This is a genomic window from Gillisia hiemivivida, from assembly GCF_007997295.1.
Classification (GTDB): domain Bacteria; phylum Bacteroidota; class Bacteroidia; order Flavobacteriales; family Flavobacteriaceae; genus Gillisia; species Gillisia hiemivivida.
In genome coordinates this window covers 17,670-38,617 of sequence record NZ_VORY01000013.1, presented here as the reverse complement: position 1 = coordinate 38,617, position 20,948 = coordinate 17,670, and the positions used below count along the sequence as shown (strand labels likewise).

The window sequence follows — 20,948 nt, the reverse complement described above, 5'->3', positions numbered from 1 at the left end:
TTCTGTTCCCTATTATTGAAAAATTAATTTTAATTGCGTATTTTAAGCTCAACGTATGATCACAGTTTATCATAACCCCCGATGCAGTAAATCTAGAGAAGGATTAGCATTAGTTCAAAGTTCAGGAAAAGATTTCTATGTAAGGGAATATTTAAAAACTCCATTATCTGAAGAAGAGCTGGAGAAATTAATTGCAAAGCTTGGTATGTCTCCCCTTGAATTGGTAAGAGCTAACGAAGAAATTTGGAAAAAAGAATTTAAACACAAAGAATTAAGTAGCGAGGATATTATGCTGGCATTAATCAAATATCCTAAATTAATTGAAAGGCCTATTGTTGAAGATAAAGAAAAAGCAGTTGTAGGAAGGCCTTCCTCAAAAATAAGTGAACTATTATCCTAATTGGGATTTTATATAATTATTTAAAATGCTGAACATGAAATTAAAAAATAGAATACAACTATTAGGGGTTTCTACTATTTTGGTCGGAGGCTTTGTTTTTGCACAAATGTATTTCCACGATAAAAATTCTAAGGAGATTAGAGAGATCGCTTTTGAACTTGCTTCAGAATGGAAAGAAAAATTGGGCCTTACTCCAGAACAAACAAAAAAATTAGAGGCTACTATTATTGAATATACAATCCATAAAAATGAGATTATAAATTCAAATAGGTCTCAAAAATTCATAATTAGAGATCTTAAAATCACACAGCAAAAAGAATATAAAAAGTTAAGAAAATTCTTGACAAGTGCACAATTCACTGCCTATGTAGGAGTTAACAAAAAAATCTCTAATGAATTAATGGATGCATAAATGCGTTATAAAGTTTAAGGCTTATTTAACAATTGTCTTTTAAACCTTCTCTTTCTTATTAGGTCTAACAAGAAAAGATTGTTATGACCTTCAAAAGAATGATACTTTTCAGCTTTTTGCTGATTTTTTTTATTTCCGGCCCTTACTCGGGCTATTCTCAATCCAAACAATATACAATTTCAGGAAAAGTATTAGATGATGCTTTAAATGTTCCTTTAGAATATGCTACGATTGCAATTAGCAGACCCAGTGATCCCGAATTCTTAGATGGTGGGGTTACAGATATAAACGGAGAATTTTCAATAAAAGTTCCACCTGGAGTTTATAACATCACAATTGAGTTCATATCCTATACTCCAAAAAGTTTTAAAAATCAAACTGTAGAATCCGATTTAGATCTTGGAAATATCGAATTAGGGATAAGTTCTTCTAGTTTAGATGAAGTGGTTATTCGTGCAGAAACCACTCAGGTAGAGGTTAGATTAGATAAAAAAATCTATAACATAGGGAAAGATCTTACTACCAAAGGAGGGACTGTAAGCGATGCATTGAGCAATGTACCATCTGTGGCGGTAGATGTGGAAGGATCAATTAGTCTTCGAGGAAATGAAAACGTTCGTGTTTTAATTAATGGAAAACCATCTGCCTTGGCTGGTTTTGGTTCTACAGATGTATTAGGACAACTTCCAGCAGAGGCTATAGACCGTGTGGAAGTTATTACTTCTCCATCCGCAAGATATGATGCTGAAGGAACTGCGGGGATAATAAACATCATCCTAAGAAAGGACAAAACTTTAGGTTTTAATGGCTCTGTTTCTACTAATATTGGTTATCCGGATAGCTATGGAATTACTGCCAATGTTAATTTAAGAACAGATAAATACAATCTTTTTAATACTACCGGATATAATTATAGATCTGGTCCGGGAGGTGGAAATTTTGATACTCGTTATTTCCAAGGAGATTTCGGTAGAGTTTTAGAAAACAGAGATTATGATCGTTCCAACAAAGGTTTCAACACCAATCTGGGAATGGAATATTATTTAAACGATAAATCTTCTATTACAGCTAGTACCTTTTTTAGATATGGCGATGGAGAAGATATCACCACCAACCTCACACAGAAATTTCAGAATAACGCTTTAGCTCAAGAAACACTAAGACGTGAAGTAGAATCGGAAGAAGATAAAAGTTTTCAGTTTTCATTGAATTATGTAAATAGATTCAATGAGGAAGGACATAAGTTAACTATGGATTTTCAATACGCACGTGATGAAGAAGAAGAGCCTGCTTTTATTACAGAAAATGTTAGAATAAATAATACTGCTGAGGAAAACCCTTTTTTAGCTTCAGAAGAAGTTTTCACTAAGGAGAAGCAAAATGAATATTTAATTCAAGCAGATTACGTGCTACCAATTGGAGAAGATTCACAATTTGAAGCAGGTTTCCGTGGGAATTTTGAAAATGAAGAAACAGATTACAATTTAAATATTGAAGATGAAGCTACTGGTAGATTAGTTAGAAATGATACGGTTTCAAATATTTTTGATTATACAGAAAATGTCAATGCCCTTTATACCCAATACGGAACCAAATTTGGTGACTTTTCATTTTTACTAGGATTAAGATTAGAGAACACACAACTAAAAGGAACTATAGATACCGAGTTTTCTGAAGAAGATCTGGTAAATACATTTGGTTTTGATATTGATACCGATTTTGATAATAACTACTTAGGGCTTTTCCCTACAGTAAATTTAATTTACGAACTTGCTGAAACCGAAAATGTTACGCTTGGTTATAACAGAAGGATAAACAGACCTAGAGGTTGGTTGATTAATCCTTTCCCATCACGTGCCAGTAGAACCAATGTTTTTCAAGGAAATCCTAATCTAAATCCATCCTATGCAAGCGCTTTTGATCTTGGATATCTAAAACGATGGGACAAAATAACTCTAACTTCTTCTGTATACTATCAATACGAAACAGATGCCTTTGAAAGAGTACAACAAGGAACAGGAGAATTCTTTGAAGGAATAGAAATTATTAGAACTATTCCAATTAACCTTGCCACCAATGAGCGTATTGGAGCAGAAGCCGGAGTATTATACAATCCTGCAAAATGGCTAAGACTTAATGGAAGTGTGAATTTCTTTCAATTTAAAACTGAAGGAGATTTTAATGGAATAGATTATGGCGCGAAAAACAACAGCTGGTTTGGAAGATTTAGCTCTAAAGTTAGTTTGCCTGCAAATATAGACTTTCAAACAAATGCTTTTTATAGAGGCGCTCAAGAAAACGCTCAAACACAATCTGATGGTATCTTTTCTTTAGACTTGGCGTTAAGTAAAGAAATATTCAAGGAACGTGCTACTTTATCTTTTAACGTAAGAGATTTGTTGAATTCGAGAAAGAGAAATTCTTTAACTACTACAGATCGTTTTATACAGGAAAGCGAATTTCAATGGAGAGAAAGACAATTTACACTTACATTGATCTATAGGTTCAATCAAAAGAAAAGAGATCAGAATAGAAACAGACAAAATGGTGGAGAAGATGATGGAGGAGACTTCGAAGGATAATCTCTAAAACATATTAAAAAAAAAGGTTGCCAAAATTGGCAACCTTTTTTGTGGTATATATTTATAGTATAACTATCTCTGTAAAAATGAAAAGAATAAAAATCTTACGACTTTAATTCTTTTTCCTTTTTTCTTTTTTCTCTCATTTCCTTAAGCATTTCCATAACAGATCCGCCTATCCAATAAGGAACAATTGCTACTAAAAAAATCATTAGCCAAAATCCCATGGTTAAAATAGTTAAAAAAGCTATAAAGCCTAAGTATTGATCAAATTCGAACATATTTTCTAAAGATTTTTAAATCTAAGCAAAGATAGTAAGTCTTATTGCAGTCTTCCAAATAAAATTTGATTTTTTAGATTAAACTTCAATTTTTTGATGAATCCAACTTTAATAGAGGATTCTATATAAAAACTTAAAAATTTTGTATAAAATTTAAAGAAATAAAAAACTTGAAACTGTAAATTTGTAATCTAATCGAAAAAAATTATGGACTACAGAATAGAGAAAGATACAATGGGGGAAGTGAAAGTCCCTTCAGATAAGTTGTGGGGAGCACAAACCGAACGTTCCAAAAATAATTTCAAAATTGGCGCAGCAGGCAGTATGCCTTTAGAAATAGTATATGGTTTTGCCTATTTAAAGAAGGCAGCAGCCTTTACTAACTGCGAACTTGGAGCTCTACCTGTAGAAAAAAGAGATTATATAGCACAAGTATGTGAGGAGATCCTAGCCGGAAAACACGACGATCAATTTCCTTTGGTGATCTGGCAAACTGGAAGTGGTACTCAGAGTAATATGAATTTAAATGAAGTGATCGCTAATCGTGCGCATCAACTTGCTGGTAAAACTATTGGAGAAGGAGAAAAAACACTTCAGCCAAACGATGATGTGAATAAATCACAATCTTCTAACGATACCTTTCCAACCGGAATGCACATTGCTGCCTATAAAAAAGTGAGTGAAGTTACTTTGCCAGGAATTCTGAAATTGAGAAATACCTTAAAAAAGAAATCTGAAGAATTTAAGGATGTAGTTAAGATTGGACGTACCCATTTTATGGATGCCACTCCCCTAACCCTGGGACAGGAATTTAGCGGGTATGTTGCGCAATTAGATCATGGAATTAAAGCTTTAGAAAACACACTTCCTCATTTAGCTGAGCTTGCGCTAGGTGGCACTGCAGTAGGAACTGGATTGAATACCCCAAAAGGATATTCTAAAAGAGTGTCTGAATTTATAGCAAAATTTACTGGACTTCCTTTTGTTTCTGCCCCGAATAAGTTTGAAGCCTTAGCTGCACACGACGCTTTCGTAGAATCTCATGGTGCTTTAAAACAATTGGCAGTTTCCTTGAATAAAATTGGAAATGATATTAGAATGCTTTCCTCCGGACCTAGAAGTGGAATTGGAGAAATAAGTATCCCTGCAAACGAACCTGGCTCTTCTATTATGCCTGGAAAAGTGAATCCAACGCAATGTGAGGCATTAACTATGGTTTGTGCACAAGTTATGGGGAACGATGTTGCAATAAGCGTAGGTGGAATGCAAGGTCAGTTTGAATTGAATGTTTTTAAACCAGTTATGGCCGCTAACTTCTTACAAAGTGCTCAATTAATTGGAGATGCCTGTGCCTCTTTCGATGAGCATTGTGCTCAAGGTATTGAGCCTAACAAGAAAAGGATCAAAGAACTTTTAGACAATTCCTTAATGTTAGTAACTGCTTTGAATACTAAGATTGGATATTATAAAGCTGCAGAGATCGCAAACACAGCGCATGCTAACGGAACTACCTTAAAACAAGAAGCTGTGAATTTAGGTTATGTTACTGAAGAAGAGTTTGACGAATGGGTTAAACCAAAAGATATGGTTGGAGGATTGAAGTAATTTGATTTTTCAATTCGATACAATACAAAAGGCTGCCTTGAAAGAGGTGGCTTTTATTTTTTAGCAATTTGTCAGGTTGAGCCTGTCGAAGCCGCTCTAGAGCTGAGCACATTTCGATAGGCTACCATTGACGTAATTTCAAGAATCTGGAATACTCTCCCTCTGGTCGGTAAAGATCTGTTTAATTTTTAAGATTGTTCATTTTTTTGCGTGTCCAAAAAAACGAACCAAAAAAAGGACACTTTTTTGTAGGTGTTTCCAATTATGCTACCGCATAATTGGAACCGTACTTCCACGGCTAAATTTTCTCCAAGGCTTCGAAAATTTTACGCCGTGGAACTACTACACTTGCAAAAAAGAATTTCTTTAGAAGATAAACCTACTAGGAACAATCATACGTAAAAAACCTACGCTAGATAATTTTTTTTATCACGGGTCTCAGTGTGACAGTTAAGTATTAAGTTGTTTTCATTTCAAGAGAGTAGGAGTCTCAATAAAAAATTTGAACTTCATTGAGATTCTTCAATCTGTTTCACTCCTTTCAGAATGACACAAGAAGAGATTTGTCATTCCGACGGAGGAGGAATCTCCGTAAAAAAACTTGAACTTCATTGAGATTCTTCAATCTGTTTCACTCCTTTCAGAATGACATTAGGAGAGATTTGTCATTCCGACGGAGGAGGAATCTCCGTAAAAAAACTTGAACTTCATTGAGATTCTTCAATCCGTTACACTCCTTTCAGAATGACACAAGAAGAGATTTGTCATTCCGACGGAGGAGGAATCTCATTGAATTTCAGACACATAATCAATAACCTGGAGGCAAGCCTCGGGGAATTAAACCCTCAATGAGGGATTAAAAAATGAAATTCTTCGATACTTTTCAATTCTCATCTCAATGCGGAATATAAAAAAAGCCTGCTTCAAATTGAAGCAGGCTTTTTAATATCTATAATTCTGAATGCTACTTAGCGTAGTACTTTTTATATTTCCAATAAGACACACCACCTAACAATGCTACCCCGGCAACTGCATAATAAATAAATGTTGGGGTGATCACTTTATCTCCGCTTGCATAAGAATGCAAACCTGCTAAATAAAAGTTAACTCCAAAATAGGTCATCATAATACTGGAGAACGCAATAATAGCCATTAAATTAAAGAACCATCTGCTTCTTAATCCCGGCACTAAACGCATGTGTATCACAAAGGCATATACCATAATACTCACTAGCGCCCAAGTCTCTTTTGGATCCCAGCCCCAATATCTTCCCCAACTTTCATTGGCCCATTGTCCACCTAAAAAGTTTCCAATGGTTAGCATTACCAATCCAACGGTTAAGGCCATTTCAGTAATTATAGTGATCTCTTTAATATTCAGTTTCATTTTTGCCTTATTCTTATCGGTTGTAAGAATCATAAGTATAAGCGAAACTGCACCTAAGATCATTCCTAAGGTGAAAGGACCATAACTACCTACAATAACAGATACGTGTATCATTAACCAATATGAATCTAGAACTGGTTGTAAATTTGCAATTGCAGGATCCATCCAGTTCCAGTGAGCGATCATTAGGATCATAGCGGTTACAAAGGAAGTGGATGCGATTGTCAAAAAGCTTTTTCTTCCGAACGCCAAACCAAAGAACATTGTAGCCCAGGCAACGTAGATCATAGACTCATAAGCATCACTCCAAGGTGCATGACCAGAAATATACCATCTTGCAGCAAGTCCCAAGGTATGTACAATAAATAATATTAAGATCACTACTGCACTGGTTTTGATCAAAGTTCTAATAATCTTAGAATCTTTAAAGATCTGTGCAACTACCAGAATTAACATGATCAGACCCGCGAACATATACCACATATAGAGGTTTCGGAAAATATCATATTTATTATAAAGCACTTCTGCATTTATCTTTTCTTCTGATGGCATAACATCTGCTCCAAATTTTTTCTGATATCCTGTTATACTTCCAAGCAACTCATCAGACTTTGTATAATCTCCTGAAACTCTAGAATCCCGAAGGGTATTCATATAAATTGGTAAGATCTGTCTTGCATACACAGAATCCATCCCCGTTAACTTAGATTCTGGTACTTCAGGAAAAGAGATCCATTTATTATTCTCATCCTCTGGAATAGGGAAAATCCTTAAGACTTTACCTTGTAAAGCATTATAAAGTAGATTTACTTTTCTGTCGGTTTCTATAAAATCTTTCTGAAACTGATTAGGAACACTTGCCTTATAAGCACCTTCTAAATAAGGAGAAAGCTTATAGGTTCCTGAAGCATCAAAGAAATTTGTTAGCGCAAGATATTCCTCATCTACATTTACACCTGCAATATGCCTAATACTATCATTATTAGGTTTCACGTAAATTAAAGGAACATTATACCATAAAGCCGGATTCTCGGTCATGGAGATCAGAATCTGATCGGCATTTAGCCCTTCGTAAGAATCTTTCTTGCTAAGTTTTCTTAATAATTCTGAAGAAAAAGTATTTGCCGGCTTCATTCTTCCACCTGCATCCTGAATAACCAATTTCCCAAACTTTGCCGCATGCTTTGCATCTACAGCAGTACTCTGGATTATAGAGTCTACTCTTTCTTTATTAGAAGTAACATGGGCATGATCATCTTCTTGAGTATTCTGAGCAAATCCAGAACTAAAACTCAAAAACAATACAGCTATTAAGCTTAGTGCTGCCTTCTTTTCCTTCACTTTATCTAACATGACCTTCAAATTCCCGAATCTACTTCCTCTATCAAATAGGATTAACATAAGACCAGTGTATAATAGAAAATACCCGATATAAGTGATCCAAGTTCCCCAAAAATCGTGATTTACAGAGAGCACGGTTCCTTTTTCATCTGGATCAAAAGAGGCTTGGAAGAATCTATATCCTTCTTTATCCAAAACATGGTTCATAAAAATCTCGTAGGGTTCTGTGCCTTTATCGTCTATTACCTCTACCTTACTTTTAAATGCTGCGTAACTTGGAGTAGGGTTATTTTCGGTTCCAGGATATTTATCGGCTATAAAGTCATTTAATTTGATAGAAAATGGCAATTCCATTTCTTTAGAGCCATAATTGAGATAAATATCTAATCCCCCAACCTTTAGATTCTTTGGAGGACTCACAACTCCTTTTCCACCCAACATGCTAATATTCTTAGATTCCCCTCCAGAAGTAACTTTTAGTGTAACTGCATTCAGCTGATTTTTTGCTTTTACTTCTGTAGGAATAATATCATAATTTCCCCTTGCCATTGGTTCGGGAATTACAAACTGCATCCCACCAATATTGTATAAGGACCTTAACATTAAAGCTTGTGTACTATCTGCTATTACCTCTCCTTTAAATTGATCTGACATTCTCATGAAATCTCCTTCAAATGGGGATCTTAATTGATAGGTTCCCTGTTCTTCATCAACTTCAATATTAATAGCGCCTTCAGTAGGTTTGTTTAGTGTAAATAACGTATTATGAATATTGGCTATTTCACCCTCTTTTAAATAGTGATCGTGTCTGGCTCCATCACCTGCTTCAACAATCTTAAGATAATTATCACCATTTTCGGCTAAAATTAATCCTTCCTCTGCTCCATGGATATAGTTAATCACCTCGATATCTACTTCCTGACTGTTGAAATCAGTATTAATAGCTATATCATTTTCTGTTTCCGGCGCTAATAGAACTGCTTCTTCCACTACTCTTCTTCGTGGTTCCCCATCTATTTCTCCGTCTAAATAAACGGTTAAATAAGTTCTTTCTGAAAGAAATGAACTGGTGGTTTCTCCTTCACGAATTGGCATAATACCTTCGTAACTGATATATCTGGTTACAAAAGCACCAACTAAAATTAAAATAAATGAAAGGTGAATTAATAGGGAAGACCATTTTTCGCGTTTATGCATCCCATATCGGATGATATTTCCGCAGAAATTGATAACAAAGAAAACCATGATTCCCTCAAACCACCAGGTATTATAAATCAATACTCGAGCGGTCTCTATGGTGTACCAACTTTCTATGAATGTTCCCAGAGCCATTGATATGGCGAAGACAATGAACAAGACTGCCATAATTCGGGTAGAGAATATAACAGACGCTATTTTATTTTGCATTTGGAGTACTTTAAAACGATGCAAATTTAACTATTTTTAAGGAGTTTGCGAGCTTTAAAGACAAGCAATTCCACTGATCAATTGTTAATTTTAAACCCGGAAATTTTGGTATTTTAGCAAAATGAAGCGAATTGTACTTTTTGGCACTGGAAATGTAGCAACTCATTTATTTGAGGCCTATAAAAATTCCGATAATTTTAAGATCATTCAGGTATATAATCATGCTTCAGAAACACTTCAAGCTTTCAAGGATCAGGTAGCTATTACTACAAATCTTGATGAAATAGCTCCTGCAGATATTTATATTTTTGCTTTAAAGGACGATGTATTAGCTGAGCTAAGTAAAAAAACAAAAGAGACAGATGCTTTGGTATTACACACTTCTGGTGCAGTTTCTAAAGAAGTACTCAATAAATTCAAAAATCACGGGGTGTTTTATCCGCTTCAAACATTTTCTAAAAACAAGGAAGTAGATTTTTCTAACATCCCTATTTGTATTGAAGCTAATACTAAAGCAAACACAAATTCGCTCAAAGAATTAGGTTCAGAAATTTCAGAAAAAATATTTGAGATCTCTTCTCAACAAAGGAAATCCCTGCATGTGGCTGCTGTGTTTGTTAGCAATTTTGTGAATTTCCTTTATACAGAAGGAGAAAAAATATGTCAAGATAATCTGATCCCTTTTGAAATATTGCACCCATTAATTCTAGAAACTGCTTCTAAAGTAACAAAAATGAGTCCTTTGGAATCGCAAACAGGACCCGCAAAAAGAAAAGATCAAGATGTTATAAATTCTCATTTAGAATTACTTAATGAGGAACAACAAAAAATATACTCACTTTTAACCCTATCTATTCAAAACCTCCATGGAAAAGAATTATAAAGAATATTTAAATCATGTTAATACGTTCATTTTTGACGTAGATGGCGTACTCACCGACGGAACCATTCAGGTAAATACTGCAGGCGAATTATTGCGGACAATGAACATTAAAGATGGTTATGCTTTAAAAACGGCTGAAATGGCTGGGTACAATGTATGTATAATCTCTGGAGGCAAAAATGAAGGAGTTAGAAAACGCCTGAGAGATCTTGGTATCACTAATATTTTCCTTGGAGTAGCAGATAAAGTTGAGCAGTTAAAAGAATTTATGGATATCTACGATGTAAACCCAGAGCACGTTCTTTATATGGGCGATGATATTCCAGATCTCTACGTAATGAAACTAGTAGGAATGCCTTGCTGTCCTCAAGATGCTGCTGCAGAGATCAAAGATATTAGTCGCTATATATCTCACAAAAAAGGTGGGAAAGGTTGTGTTCGTGATGTAATAGAACAAGTTTTAAAAGTGCAGGGAAAATGGCTTCTAAACCATGACGCATCCAAAGGCTAGAAGATAAAACTTTACAATTTAAAATTGGTTTAATTTAAATGATCCTATGCTATTAGCATTTTTGAAATTGGTGAGAGCTCCAAATCTATTAATGATACTTTTCACACAAGTCCTAATTAAATATGCTCTGTTTAATAGTTTTGGAATAAGCATTACTCTTAGCGGCTTAGGTTTTTCTTTATTAGTTCTAGCAACTATATGTATTGCTGCTGCAGGAAATATTATCAATGATATCTACGACCTGGAAACAGATAGAATTAATAAACCCGAGAAAGTGCTTATAGGCACAAAAATTTCAATCAATACTGCTAATACGCTGTATATTGTATTGAGCATTGTAGGTGTAGGTTCAGGCTTTTATCTTTCCAACGTCATTGGCAAACCCGGATTTTCCGCAATATTCATCATTATCTCTGCGCTACTTTATCTCTACGCTACCTATTTAAAATACATTATGGTTGTTGGGAATCTGGTGATTAGCGCTTTGGTAGCTTTTTCGATCATTATCGTAGGACTTTATGACCTATTACCAGCCATTACTGCAGAAAATCAACAAACACAATCCACTATTTTCTCCATCATTTTAGATTATGCGCTATTTGCTTTTCTACTGAATTGGCTTAGGGAAATGGTGAAAGACCAAGAAGATATTAAAGGGGACTATAAGGCTGGTAGAAACACACTTCCCGTAGCAATTGGATCAAAGCGAGCTAATTTGGCAATCTTCCTTGTTGGATTATTACCTTTAGCTGCGATAATCTATTACCTATATAATTATTTATTCGAGAATTTATGGGCGGTTTTATATGCCTTAATCTTTATTGTAGCTCCTTTACTTTACTTCTTGATAAATATCTGGACTGCAGAAACTAAAAAGGATTATTATAAACTCAGTTCCTTATTAAAAATAATCATGCTTCTTGGGATAGTATCCCTTGGGCTTTATAAATTCATATTACTTTAAATTATGCTGAAGGAAAAACTAAAGAATCATCACATCATATTAGCATCAGGATCTCCCAGAAGGCATCAGTTCCTTAAAGATCTAAAGATCCCATTTATAATAGATGTAAAAAATATAGAAGAGATATATCCTGAAAACCTAAAAGGCTCAGAAATAACCGACTACCTATCTGAACTTAAAGCAGAGGTTTTTAAGCGAGAATTAAAAAAAGAAGACATCTTAATCACAAGCGACACCATAGTTTGGCATGAAAACAAAGCTTTAGGAAAGGCCGAAAACACAACGGAAGCCTTTGAAATGTTAAAGTCTATGTCCGGTAAAAAACATGAGGTAATTACTTCTGTAAGTTTTACAACAACTGAGTTTCAGAAAACAGTGAACGCTTCTACTATGGTAACATTTAAGGAATTAACTAAAGAAGAGATCGATTTCTATATTTTGAATTACCATCCCTTGGACAAAGCTGGCTCTTATGGAATTCAGGAATGGATTGGTTTAATTGGAATAACAAAGGTAGAAGGAAGTTACTTCAATGTAGTTGGACTGCCTACGCATTTAGTTTATGAAACCTTATTGGAAATAGCTAGCTTATAATAAATAAAACTTGTTTGAATTCAATATTTAGTTTCATATTTAAAAATTGTTAGACAAAGGAATGTCAGGTAGTCCTTAGTCAAGCTCAGAATAAACTATAGTCGAAATCTAATCATTTTGCAGAAGGAGTTCCCGACTGCGAGCGAATTGACAAAAGAACTATAGCTATTATATTATAAAAGAATTAGTTAGCTTTATAAAAATTCAGTCATTAAACGACTTTCCTATAAAAATCATATAATGAGATCTAATTATTACCTACTTTTTTCTGGAATTATCCTTCTGGTCCTTTTATCTGGATGCAGAGATACTTCTTCTGATGAAGTTGTACTTCCCGAACGAAACCTTTCAGAAGAGTTTAAATCGTATTGGTTCAATGGTGAGGCAGAGATCACTTCCTACAAATTAGATCAGTCCAGATATGGAGAATCTAGGGAAGGAACTGCGGTGCTAATATATGTTACAGAAGAATTCCTAAGAAAAGCTCAGGTTAAAGCCAATGCCAAGAGCGATAAGACGATCCCAATACTTAAATTGAACAGTACAAAGAAGTTCAACACAGGGATCTACCCATATTCAATTATGCAGAGCACTTTTTATCCTTTGGAAGGGAAATCGCATGCGTTAAAGATTTCTGCATCTATCCAAGAATGGTGTGGTCATGTATATATGCAACTTAATAACAGAGATGTTTTTAAGATTAATTCTCACTCTTATTTTGAAGGAGAAGCAGATCAAGATCTTGAGTTGTCCAAAACACATTTGGAAAATGAGGTATGGACTCAACTAAGAATAAACCCAGAGCTCTTACCTACGGGAGACATCAGCATGATTCCATCTTTTGAATATTTGAGACTGGCCCATCAGGAAATAAAGGCATACAATGCGCTAGCCGAATTCTATCAAGATGGAGATTGGAGTGTTTATAAAATAAGTTATCCTGAGCTTAAAAGAAATTTAAAAATCTATTATTCAAATATAGCACCCTTTAAAATTGAAAAATGGCAGGAAGAAATAGAAGTAAATGGAAAACTATATACTACTACTGCTACAAAAATGAATGAGATAAAATCTGATTACTGGAATAAAAATTCCAATAAAGATTTACATTTGCGGGAGCAACTGAATTTAAATTAATGAAAGAACTTTTCTTAATATACAAGAACGAAATAATATACACCACCATCATTGTGGTATCGCTGCTAATTATTCAATTCACAATGAAAAAAGCAGCTCACAGAGTTGGGAAACAAAGTGAGATACACATTAGCCGCACCCGCTTAATGCTCAAATACATTAATATTCTAGTCTCCTTAATTGCTGTATTTGCACTTGCGTTCGCATGGGGAATTGGATACAAAGATCTTTCACTAATATTCTCCTCTGTTTTTGCTGTTATTGGAGTGGCATTGTTTGCTATTTGGTCAATACTTAGCAATGTCACATCAGGAATAATTCTTTTCTTTTCCTTCCCTTATAAAATTGGAGATAAGATAAGAATACATGATAAGGACGCTCCTATTATTGGTGTGATAGACGACATCAAGGCCTTTCATTTACATATTATAAATGATGAAGGTGAATTGGTGACCTATCCAAACAACCTGATTTTACAAAAGGCAGTATCCCTTATAAAGAAAGATGTTTATCTGGATGAAGGGAAAGACAGCCTCTAGATTGCGATGGATTAAAGGCTAAGAACACCTTAGAAATTTATATATTTGAAACTATTGAAATCAATATTTTCTCATGCGTAAATTTCTCCCGTTTATTTTCTTTCTTGTAATTATTTCTGTACAAGGACAAGCTCCCAAAAATTTAAATTCAGCAGAAATAGATCAAGCTCTTAAAAAGTTGAACTTTTTAGGCTCTGTTCTTTATCTTGCTGCTCATCCAGATGATGAGAATACAAGACTTATCTCCTACTTATCTAATGAGGTTAATGCCCGTACGGGATATCTTTCTATCACTCGCGGTGATGGAGGACAAAACCTGATTGGTCCTGAACTAAAAGAACTTTTAGGAGTTATTAGAACCCAAGAACTATTAGCTGCCAGAAGAATAGATGGTGGTGAACAAAGATTTACCCGGGCTATAGATTTTGGTTATACAAAGACCCCCGAAGAGTCCATGGAAATATGGGATAAAGAAGTGGTTCTGGGAGATGTGGTATGGGCAATCCGTACTTTTAAACCAGATGTGATCATTAATAGATTCAATCACCGTACTTCTGGTGAAACTCATGGGCAGCATACAGCTTCAGCCTTGTTAGGTGTGGAAGCTTTTAAGCTTGCGGATAATAAAAGCGCATATCCTGAACAATTAGATTACACCGAAACTTTTTCCCCTACCCGACTCTATTTTAACACTTCTCCATGGTTCTACGGAAGTCAGGAAGCTTTTGATCAAGCAGATAAATCTAATTTTATTCAGTTTGATACAGGAGTTTATTTTCCTTGGAATGGATTATCCAATCCGGAAATTGCAGCATTAAGCCGAAGTCAGCATAGATCCCAAGGTTTTGGTAGTAGCGGAAGCAGAGGTAGTCAGATAGAATATGTAGAATTAATAGATGGAAAAGTACCGGAAACAAAAGGTGATATTTTCGCAGGAATTGACACTTCTTGGAATCGGTTAAAAGGCGGAGCAGCTATTGGCGAAATTTTAAAAGAAGTAGAAGAAAATTATAATTTCAGAGATCCTTCAGAGAGTTTACCTAAATTGATTGAAGCTTATAAATTGATGCAAGATCTTGAAGATAGCTACTGGAAAAACATTAAAACTTCAGAGATAAAAGATATTATTTTAGCTTGTAGTGGATTATATATTGAAGCTTTAAGCAACACTCCCTATTCGGCTACCAATCAATCTATTGAAGTTAATTTTGAAGCAATAAACAGGAGCAATATTCCTGTAGAACTTTCTTCTGTATCGGTCTTACCAGGAAGTCCTTCTCTAGAGCCTAACAAAGTTCTTAGCAACAACGAGAATTGGAATGAAAAACTAATCTATACCATCCCAAAAGATGCAAAATACACCTCCCCTTATTGGCTTAATAAAACACCAAATTTGGGAACTTATGTTGTAGAAGATCTAAAAATAGTAGGGTTACCTGAGACTCCACGGTTGACCAAAGCGATCTTCAATCTTAAATTTTACGATGAAATAATCTCTTTTGATAAAGAGCTGGTTTACAAAACTACAGATCCGGTAAAAGGTGAAGTATATCAACCTTTTGAAATAGTTCCTCCCGTAACAGCCTCATTTAATGATAATGTTCTTATTTACACAAACGGGGAGGCAAAACAAATTGAATTGACGGTAACTGCAAACCAAAAGGATGCCATGGGAAAATTGAGCTTAAAGGCTCCGGGGACCTGGAAAATTGAACCAAAGGAAACAAATTTCGATATAAAGAATAATGGTGGTACTGCCACATTAAGCTTCATGGTAACTCCCCCAAAAGAACAAAGCGAGACCAATTTAATTCCTGAGATCACTTTTGAAGGTCAGGTTTACTCGAATGAAATTATTAAATTAGATTACGAGCATATCCCTTTACAAACCTTAGTCCTACCCGCTAAAACAAAACTGGTAAAATTAGATATCAAGAAAAAAGGAGAATTGGTTGGCTATATAGATGGCGCAGGAGATGTGATTCCCGAAAGTTTAGAGCAAATTGGGTACAAAGTAATTAGGATAAACCCAAATGACATAAATGCTACCTCCCTTGCAAAATTTGATGCGATCGTATTAGGGATTCGTGCATATAACATGGTAGAGCTTTTAAAATTCAAACAAAAAGAACTAATGAAATATGTTGAGAATGGCGGAACGCTAATCTCACAGTATAACACAAATCGCGGACTGGTATTAGATAATTTAGCACCATATAAGTTAGAACTTTCCAGAGATAGAGTGACTGAAGAAGATGCAAAAGTGGAGTTTTTAGATCCGCAGCACCCTGTTTTAAATAGTCCAAATAAGATCACCCAGAAAGATTTTGAAAATTGGGTACAGGAGCGTGGTCTATATTTTTCAGATTCATGGGCTCCCGAATTTACTCCTATCTTCGCAATGCATGATAAAAACGAGGCAAATAGCAAAGGAAGCTTGCTTATTGCCAAATATGGAAAAGGGCATTATATCTACACAGGTTTAAGCTTTTTTAGACAATTTCCCGATGCTGTTCCTGGTGCTTTCAGGTTATTTGCTAATCTTATCTCAATTGGAAAATAAATGGAAACTCCAAAAAAATATATCTGGAAAAAATCTTATTCTATAGTGCTTCTAGCCAATCTGGGCTATATCATTTTATTCTATTATCTAATGAATCTCTTCTCCTGATATGCAATTAATAGATTGGATCATTTTAATAGGAACACTTGCTTTTATAGTAATTTATGGAGTTTACAAAACAAGAGGAAGTCAAAGTGTAAAAGATTATATTGGGGGTGGTAAGGATTCCCAATGGTGGACTATTGGACTTTCCGTTATGGCTACACAGGCCAGTGCAATTACATTTCTTTCAACTCCAGGACAGGCTTATCATGATGGAATGGGCTTTGTGCAATTCTATTTTGGTCTTCCAATTGCCATGGTGGTTATCTGCATGGTTTTTATACCAATCTATCATAGGTTAAAGGTTTATACCGCTTATGAATTTCTGGAGTCCAGATTCGATCTTAAAACCAGAACATTAACGGCATTACTATTTTTAATTCAGCGAGGATTATCTGCCGGAATTACCATTTTCGCACCAGCTATTATTTTATCGGCAGTATTAGGATGGAACCTTACTACACTTAATATAATTATTGGAGTGTTAGTTATTATCTATACTGTTTCCGGCGGTACAAAGGCTGTAAATGTAACTCAGAAGCAACAAATGGCCGTGATTTTTGCCGGAATGTTCGCTGCATTTTTTCTTATTATTCAATACCTCCCTGCAGATATCAGTTTCTCTATTGCTTTGGACATCGCAGGTGCTAGTGGAAAACTGGATATTTTAGATTTCTCCTTCGATCTGGATAATAGATATACAGTTTGGAGTGGAGTTATTGGAGGAAGCTTTTTAGCACTATCCTATTTCGGGACAGATCAAAGTCAGGTGCAGCGTTATTTAACAGGGAGCTCGGTACGGGAAATGCAACTGGGACTCATCTTTAACGGGATTTTAAAAGTGCCTATGCAATTCTTTATTCTTCTTGTAGGGGTTATGGTATTTGTCTTCTATCAATTCAATACAGCTCCCCTCAATTTTAATCCGGCCGCTCAGCAAGCTGTATTGGAATCTGAATATTCCGAAGAATATCAACAGTTGATGGTAAAAAATGAAGATATTCAGCAGAAAAGACAAGAGACCAGTATTAGATACGGTAACAGTTTAACGAGTGCTTCTAAACAAGAACGAGAGCTTTACAAATCTGAACTTCTAAGACTTAATTCTTTAGAAGAAGCCAACAGAGAGGAAGCAAAGACTCTTATAAGCTCTGTAAGTGAAGATCTGGAAACAAATGATAAAGATTATGTCTTTATCCATTTTATACTTAATAATCTTCCAAGAGGTCTTATTGGCTTATTGCTGGCTGTAATATTATCAGCAGCCATGTCATCCACTGCTTCAGAATTAAACGCGCTGGCCTCTACCACAACAATAGATCTTTATAAGAGAAATGTTTCTGAAGAGAAATCTGATGAACACTATGTAAAAATGTCTAAATGGTTCACTTTAGGATGGGGGCTGTTGGCAATCCTTTTTGCAAGTTTCGCAAATTTATTCGATAATCTTATACAATTGGTAAATATCATCGGTTCTATTTTCTACGGAAATGTTTTAGGGATATTTCTGCTGGCATTTTTTATAAAACATGTAAATAGTAACGCTGTATTTATAGCTGCCCTTATAACCCAAGCCGTAATATTATTAATTTATCATCTGGAAGTGCTTCCTTATCTATGGCTTAATCTAGTAGGATGTGCCTTAGTCATGATATTGGCACTTATTCTACAACGTATAATTCACTCTCCGGATAAAACAAGTAATTATGAGATCTAAAACATTTAATTGGGGAATATTAGGTGCAGGAAAAATCGCTGCAAAATTTGTTCAAGACCTCTCGACAGTCCCCGGAGCAGTTCTATATGCAGTTGCCAGCAGATCTATTGATAAGGCCGAAGAATTTGCTGAAAAACATGAAATAAAGGTTTCTTACGGCAGTTATTTAGAACTAGTTGAAGATGAAAACATAGATATTATCTATGTTGCAACTCCACATACATTTCATTTTGAACATTCTATACTTTGTTTAGAACATAAAAAAGCCGTTCTCTGTGAAAAACCCTTCGGTATAAATTTAGGGCAGGTGGAAACTATGATCTCTATGGCCAAACAGAAGAACGTCTTTCTTATGGAAGCCTTATGGACTCAATTTCTCCCACATTTCCTGTTTGTGTTGGATCTAACTAAGTCAAAAAAATATGGAGAATTACTTGAGCTCAAAGCAGATTTTGGGTTTAATGCTCCATTCGATCCAGAAAAGCGTATCTACAATAAAGAACTCGGTGGAGGTAGTTTGATGGATGTGGGTATTTATCCAGTTTTTCTATCATTGTCTTTATTAGGAAATCCTGAAAATATTGTTGCCGAGGCAACTATTGGCAGCACTGGAGTAGATGAAAATTGTACTATACAGCTCTCCTATTCTAATGGTGTTAAAGCTAAACTATACAGCGCCATAAATGAAACTACACCAACAACTGCAACCTTAAGTTTTGAAAAAGCTTCGGTGATTATTAATGGTAGGTTCCATGAACCCTCCTCTGTGAGTATTCAAACTAATGGAGAGCTTGAAACCAAAGAATTTCCGGTAACTACTCATGGTTATAATTTTGAAGCTGCTCATGTTCAAAAAATGCTGGAAGAAAATAGGACTGAAAGTGACTCAATGACGTTTGAAAAAAGTAAACAGTTAATTTCAATGCTCGATCGCATTAGAAAGGAAATAAACCTAGAATATTAGGCAAATAAAAAAAACCCACTCTTCAGTGGGTTTTTTATTATAAGATTTTAAGTGATTTACATCGCTCCCCATTCTTTTAAGGAATCTTTATTCATCTTAACATAATCTGCATTTTTAGCTTTTTCGGCAAGTTGCATAGATTTTTGAGCACTAGCAATAGCTTCTTTTTTCATACCTAATTCAGCTTCTATTAATGATCTTCTTCTCCACATCCAAAATGCATCTTCTTGCATTGCAGTTGCTTTCATGATCCATTCATGAGCTTTCTTTAAATCTTTACCGCTCTCTATGTAAAAACTCGCAGCTGAATAATAATCGTTAGCACCAGGACCATTCATAACCTTTTCTATGCTTGCCAAAGTTTTAACATCGGTTGGCACTTTAAATGCTAATGTTGCTGTTGTGTTAGACCATACAAAGTCTAAAACTGCGCCATCATTGGATATTTCATTTACAAAGATTCCAAAAGATTCCATAGAAGAAGGCATAGTTTTTACTTTAGCAGTTGCTTTTAGAGCTACCTTAGAATCATCCCATTCTTGTGGATTTCCCCAGTTGCTTGCATCATTATAGAACATTACTTCCCAAGAATCTTTATTTGGAATAGTATAGATAGCATAAGTACCTTTTGCTAACTTCTTCCCACCTATTTCAACACTATCGCTAAAAGTGATCTTTGTGTTCGCATTTGCACCCGTACGCCAAACTTCCCCAAAAGGAACTAGTCCTCCAAAGATCTCACGACCTCGAACTGCTGGACGAGAATATTCTAAAGTCACATCTGTAAGACCTACTTTTTGTTCAACTTTTGCAGATGGACTAGGCTGTGGGGCTTCAATTTGTGCAGAAGCGCTCAGTGCGAATAATCCAGCACACATAAATAAAAATACTTTTTTCATAATTTTTCAGTTTGTTGATTCCTCAAATATACACAAACTTTCCTGTTGGATAAGCTGAATAAGATTTCCATAAATTAAATTTTGTTTAACAGTATAACTTTTATCTTAAACAATAAATAGTGTAATTTTATCCTGAAATTAGAAGCCATGAAAATTTACACAATGCATACCAAGCAAAAATTACCTATTACACTAAAAGAAGCTTGGAATTTCCTGTCAGATCCTAAGAATCTAAAGATCATTACTCCAGATTATATGGGGTTTAATATACTTTCCGGCGCAGATAGACCAATGTTCGCAGGTCAGATCATCCAATACATAGTTACTCCTATTGCAGGTATAAAAACAAAATGGGTAACAGAAATCACTCATGTGAGTGACCTAAATTATTTTGTAGATGAGCAGCGATTTGGGCCATATGCCTTATGGCATCATAAACACTTCATTAAAGAGATTGAAGGTGGAGTAGAAATGGAAGATATAATAGATTATAAATTACCTTTTGGTTTTCTTGGGCAACTTGTGCAGCCCTTTTTAGTTGCACCAAAATTGAAGGAAATATTCGATTATAGAAAACAAAAGTTAACGGAGCTTTATGGTGAATATAAAAATCCATCTCAAAATAAAGGAACTCTTAAACAAGATATACTAAATTAGAAA

General features: G+C 35.0%; 17 protein-coding genes. 14 read left to right on the top strand and 3 right to left on the bottom strand.

Annotated elements, in window-relative coordinates; translation table 11 throughout:
• Positions 1–55 precede the first annotated feature (55 nt).
• The 3 genes from arsC (at position 56) to ES724_RS11175 (ending at position 3,394) form a co-directional block, all read left to right on the top strand.
• Positions 56–400: an arsenate reductase (glutaredoxin) gene (gene arsC / locus ES724_RS11185; protein WP_026838749.1), complete on the top strand. Its 345-nt coding sequence runs from the start codon at positions 56–58 to the stop codon at positions 398–400.
• Positions 401–434: 34 nt separating this feature from the next.
• Positions 435–812: a hypothetical protein gene (locus ES724_RS16515; protein ID WP_170249887.1), complete on the top strand. Its 378-nt coding sequence runs from the start codon at positions 435–437 to the stop codon at positions 810–812.
• Between the two features lie 83 nt (positions 813–895).
• Positions 896–3,394 (top strand): TonB-dependent receptor domain-containing protein, encoded by a 2,499-nt coding sequence (locus tag ES724_RS11175; RefSeq protein WP_146933022.1) that lies wholly within the window; start codon positions 896–898, stop codon positions 3,392–3,394.
• 104 nt (positions 3,395–3,498) lie between these two features.
• Here the strand turns inward: ES724_RS11175 and ES724_RS16510 are convergent, their stop codons facing one another.
• Positions 3,499–3,675 (bottom strand): hypothetical protein, encoded by a 177-nt coding sequence (locus ES724_RS16510; protein WP_170249886.1) that lies wholly within the window; start codon positions 3,673–3,675, stop codon positions 3,499–3,501.
• Positions 3,676–3,882: 207 nt separating this feature from the next.
• On the opposite strand from ES724_RS16510, the gene fumC reads away from it, so the two are divergent.
• A complete protein-coding gene (fumC, locus tag ES724_RS11170) occupies positions 3,883–5,280 on the top strand; it encodes a class II fumarate hydratase (RefSeq protein WP_146933020.1) in 1,398 nt (465 codons plus the stop codon).
• Positions 5,281–6,244: 964 nt separating this feature from the next.
• Here fumC and ccsA read toward each other — a convergent pair.
• Positions 6,245–9,415, bottom strand: a complete 3,171-nt coding sequence (gene ccsA / locus ES724_RS11165) for a cytochrome c biogenesis protein (RefSeq protein ID WP_146933018.1) — start codon at positions 9,413–9,415, stop codon at positions 6,245–6,247.
• Between the two features lie 121 nt (positions 9,416–9,536).
• On the opposite strand from ccsA, the gene ES724_RS11160 reads away from it, so the two are divergent.
• From ES724_RS11160 to ES724_RS11120, 9 genes are all read left to right on the top strand, one after another.
• A complete protein-coding gene (locus tag ES724_RS11160; RefSeq protein WP_146933016.1) occupies positions 9,537–10,298 on the top strand; it encodes a Rossmann-like and DUF2520 domain-containing protein in 762 nt (253 codons plus the stop codon).
• Positions 10,282–10,809: a KdsC family phosphatase gene (locus tag ES724_RS11155; protein WP_146933014.1), complete on the top strand. Its 528-nt coding sequence runs from the start codon at positions 10,282–10,284 to the stop codon at positions 10,807–10,809. The genes ES724_RS11160 and ES724_RS11155 overlap by 17 nt, the downstream gene beginning before the upstream one ends.
• A gap of 46 nt (positions 10,810–10,855) precedes the next feature.
• Complete coding sequence (locus ES724_RS11150; RefSeq protein ID WP_146933012.1) at positions 10,856–11,773, top strand: geranylgeranylglycerol-phosphate geranylgeranyltransferase; 918 nt, start codon at positions 10,856–10,858, stop codon at positions 11,771–11,773.
• Between the two features lie 3 nt (positions 11,774–11,776).
• Positions 11,777–12,367, top strand: coding sequence for a Maf family nucleotide pyrophosphatase (locus ES724_RS11145; RefSeq protein WP_146933010.1), 591 nt, complete (start codon positions 11,777–11,779; stop codon positions 12,365–12,367).
• Positions 12,368–12,607: 240 nt separating this feature from the next.
• Entirely contained in the window at positions 12,608–13,504 is an 897-nt protein-coding gene (locus ES724_RS11140) for a septum formation inhibitor Maf (protein ID WP_146933008.1), read from the top strand.
• A complete protein-coding gene (locus ES724_RS11135; RefSeq protein WP_146933006.1) occupies positions 13,504–14,043 on the top strand; it encodes a mechanosensitive ion channel domain-containing protein in 540 nt (179 codons plus the stop codon). The genes ES724_RS11140 and ES724_RS11135 overlap by 1 nt, the downstream gene beginning before the upstream one ends.
• 73 nt (positions 14,044–14,116) lie before the next feature.
• A complete protein-coding gene (locus ES724_RS11130) occupies positions 14,117–16,606 on the top strand; it encodes a PIG-L family deacetylase (protein WP_146933004.1) in 2,490 nt (829 codons plus the stop codon).
• 109 nt (positions 16,607–16,715) lie between these two features.
• On the top strand, positions 16,716–18,425 hold the full coding sequence (locus ES724_RS11125; protein ID WP_146933002.1) for a sodium:solute symporter: 1,710 nt from the start codon (positions 16,716–16,718) through the stop codon (positions 18,423–18,425).
• Positions 18,415–19,389: a Gfo/Idh/MocA family protein gene (locus ES724_RS11120; protein ID WP_146933000.1), complete on the top strand. Its 975-nt coding sequence runs from the start codon at positions 18,415–18,417 to the stop codon at positions 19,387–19,389. Before ES724_RS11125 ends, ES724_RS11120 begins: the two co-directional genes overlap by 11 nt.
• A gap of 56 nt (positions 19,390–19,445) precedes the next feature.
• Here the strand turns inward: ES724_RS11120 and ES724_RS11115 are convergent, their stop codons facing one another.
• The gene (locus ES724_RS11115) at positions 19,446–20,288 is read right to left on the bottom strand and encodes a DUF2911 domain-containing protein (RefSeq protein ID WP_146932998.1); all 843 of its coding nucleotides are present in this window, start codon (positions 20,286–20,288) and stop codon (positions 19,446–19,448) included.
• Positions 20,289–20,435: 147 nt separating this feature from the next.
• Between ES724_RS11115 and ES724_RS11110 the strand changes: the two genes are divergently transcribed.
• Positions 20,436–20,945, top strand: coding sequence for an SRPBCC family protein (locus ES724_RS11110; RefSeq protein ID WP_146932996.1), 510 nt, complete (start codon positions 20,436–20,438; stop codon positions 20,943–20,945).
• Positions 20,946–20,948 lie beyond the last annotated feature (3 nt).

What these genes read in the sequence shown, in the direction of transcription:
- ES724_RS11155 (WP_146933014.1), top strand. Translation starts at nt 10,282, where the DNA reads ATGGAAAAGAATTATAAAGAATATTTAAATCATGTTAATACGTTCATT.
- ES724_RS11150 (WP_146933012.1), top strand. Translation starts at nt 10,856, where the DNA reads ATGCTATTAGCATTTTTGAAATTGGTGAGAGCTCCAAATCTATTAATG.
- ES724_RS11125 (WP_146933002.1), top strand. Translation starts at nt 16,716, where the DNA reads ATGCAATTAATAGATTGGATCATTTTAATAGGAACACTTGCTTTTATA.
- ES724_RS11110 (WP_146932996.1), top strand. Translation starts at nt 20,436, where the DNA reads ATGAAAATTTACACAATGCATACCAAGCAAAAATTACCTATTACACTA.
- ES724_RS11175 (WP_146933022.1), top strand. Translation starts at nt 896, where the DNA reads ATGACCTTCAAAAGAATGATACTTTTCAGCTTTTTGCTGATTTTTTTT.
- ES724_RS11160 (WP_146933016.1), top strand. Translation starts at nt 9,537, where the DNA reads ATGAAGCGAATTGTACTTTTTGGCACTGGAAATGTAGCAACTCATTTA.
- fumC (WP_146933020.1), top strand. Translation starts at nt 3,883, where the DNA reads ATGGACTACAGAATAGAGAAAGATACAATGGGGGAAGTGAAAGTCCCT.
- ES724_RS11135 (WP_146933006.1), top strand. Translation starts at nt 13,504, where the DNA reads ATGAAAGAACTTTTCTTAATATACAAGAACGAAATAATATACACCACC.
- ES724_RS11130 (WP_146933004.1), top strand. Translation starts at nt 14,117, where the DNA reads ATGCGTAAATTTCTCCCGTTTATTTTCTTTCTTGTAATTATTTCTGTA.
- ES724_RS16515 (WP_170249887.1), top strand. Translation starts at nt 435, where the DNA reads ATGAAATTAAAAAATAGAATACAACTATTAGGGGTTTCTACTATTTTG.
- ccsA (WP_146933018.1), bottom strand. Translation starts at nt 9,415, where the DNA reads ATGCAAAATAAAATAGCGTCTGTTATATTCTCTACCCGAATTATGGCA.
- arsC (WP_026838749.1), top strand. Translation starts at nt 56, where the DNA reads ATGATCACAGTTTATCATAACCCCCGATGCAGTAAATCTAGAGAAGGA.
- ES724_RS11120 (WP_146933000.1), top strand. Translation starts at nt 18,415, where the DNA reads ATGAGATCTAAAACATTTAATTGGGGAATATTAGGTGCAGGAAAAATC.
- ES724_RS11115 (WP_146932998.1), bottom strand. Translation starts at nt 20,288, where the DNA reads ATGAAAAAAGTATTTTTATTTATGTGTGCTGGATTATTCGCACTGAGC.
- ES724_RS16510 (WP_170249886.1), bottom strand. Translation starts at nt 3,675, where the DNA reads ATGTTCGAATTTGATCAATACTTAGGCTTTATAGCTTTTTTAACTATT.
- ES724_RS11145 (WP_146933010.1), top strand. Translation starts at nt 11,777, where the DNA reads ATGCTGAAGGAAAAACTAAAGAATCATCACATCATATTAGCATCAGGA.
- ES724_RS11140 (WP_146933008.1), top strand. Translation starts at nt 12,608, where the DNA reads ATGAGATCTAATTATTACCTACTTTTTTCTGGAATTATCCTTCTGGTC.